General features: G+C 52.0%; 1 protein-coding gene and 1 pseudogene. Both read left to right on the forward strand.

Annotated features, from left to right (window positions below; all coding sequences use genetic code 11):
• Positions 1-129 precede the first annotated feature (129 nt).
• A pseudogene (gene tnpA, locus AN618_RS14095) lies at positions 130-363 on the forward strand (IS200/IS605 family transposase); the annotation flags it as partial.
• Positions 364-1,614: an RNA-guided endonuclease InsQ/TnpB family protein gene (locus AN618_RS12335; RefSeq protein ID WP_066355638.1), complete on the forward strand. Its 1,251-nt coding sequence runs from the start codon at positions 364-366 to the stop codon at positions 1,612-1,614.
• The last annotated feature ends 8 nt before the right edge of the window (positions 1,615-1,622 follow it).

Raw genomic sequence — 1,622 nt, forward strand, 5'->3', positions numbered from 1 at the left:
TTAGAGAAATGGGGGAGAGCGAGGGGGCAGTAATCCCCCTCAATTTATTGAGGGGATACACGGACCCCCTCGCTCTAACATTTACAAACGTTTCGCGGTATGTTACCATAATGGTATGAAGAAGGAAGTCACGTACACATTTTTCTTTCCGCCCCTCCCCAAATAGCCCCGGCGGTAATCGCCAAGGTGCTGAAAGGCTCCACAGCACGGACGCTTTTTGCGAAGCATCCGGAACTCAAAAAGAAACTCTGGGGCGGCCATCTATGGAACCCAGGCTACTACGTGGACACAACCGGAGAGGTCTCCAGTGATATTATCAGGCGGTACATCGAAACTCAAAAAACAGAGGGAGGAGGCGATTGATTGCCCCTAATCACACTCAAAGCTCAAATTCATGCTGACCCGCAGACCGAGGCTGTCTTAAAAGACGCCATGTTCTGCGCTACCAAGGTCTACAACGGACTTCTGTGGCATCTCCGCAAAGAGTACGAGGAAAAAGGACAGGTGAATATTTCCCACAAAAACCTCAACCGCATCTTAAAGGAGTTGCCCAGGGCCAAAGGGTACTACTCGATGTCAGTCCAGCTTACCCGGGATGAAGTGCGGGAGGCGTATAAGTCTTTCTTTGCCCTCAAGAAAAAGGGTCTTACGCAGTACGAAGCTCCCGGCTTCCGCAGGAAGGGACAGCTTTCTCCACTCAAGTACGTGCAGAGCGGCTTCAAAGTAGAAGATAATAAAGTTATATTGAGCCTGGGCACCAGCCGGGAAGATGGTGTAAGACAAGTCTCTTTCCGCATATCTCACCGTCCCGATATTAAATACGAGCGGGTGGGGGAACTTTCCATCATCTACGACAAGGATTCCGGGCGAATAGAGGCCCGTCTGGTGGTGGAGGTTAAGGCCTGCGAAAACGGCGGGACGGGGAAAGCAGCAGTTGACCTTGGAGAAACTGTTCTCATGGCGTGTGCCTTTTATGATGGCACTGTGATGCTCTATTCTGGCAGGCTTATCAAAGCAGTAAGACGGTACTGGCAGAAGGTGCGGACCAGTCTCCAACAGAATTCCCGCAGGTGGAAGGAAATAGCACACCGGGAAAAGGAGCAAGTGGAGTATTTACTGCATGTAGTTACATCTCACTTTATTACGGAGTGTGCGCGGCGGGGTGCGAAAGAGATAGTTATTGGGGACCTCAACGGGATCCGAGAGAGCATTGATTATGGGGACCGGCTGAACCAGCGATTGCATACGTGGCCGTACCGAAAGCTAATCAGCATAATGAAGTATAAGGGTGCCCTAATGGGGATCATAGTCCGTGACGACGTAGACGAGAGGAGAACGTCCATTACCTGCCACGCCTGCGGGAAGATTGCGCCTTCCAACCGGAGACACCGGGGTTTGTATGCGTGTTCCTGTGGTTGGAAGGCACAAGCAGACATAAACGGTGCCCTCAACATCTACGAAAGAGCTTTCCAGGTATCTCCCGTAAAGGGGAGTAGTGGCCGTGTGGCACGGCCCGTGGCTGTGTCGTTCCTCCTGGGATGGCATGGTGTCACTGAACCGAAGCGCAAGGGTTTCTTGCGTGCATCCGCTTGTGGATGCCCCTCAATTTATTGAGGGGAGGA

The organism is Fervidicola ferrireducens (assembly GCF_001562425.1).
In the GTDB taxonomy this organism is placed as follows: domain Bacteria; phylum Bacillota; class Thermosediminibacteria; order Thermosediminibacterales; family Thermosediminibacteraceae; genus Fervidicola; species Fervidicola ferrireducens.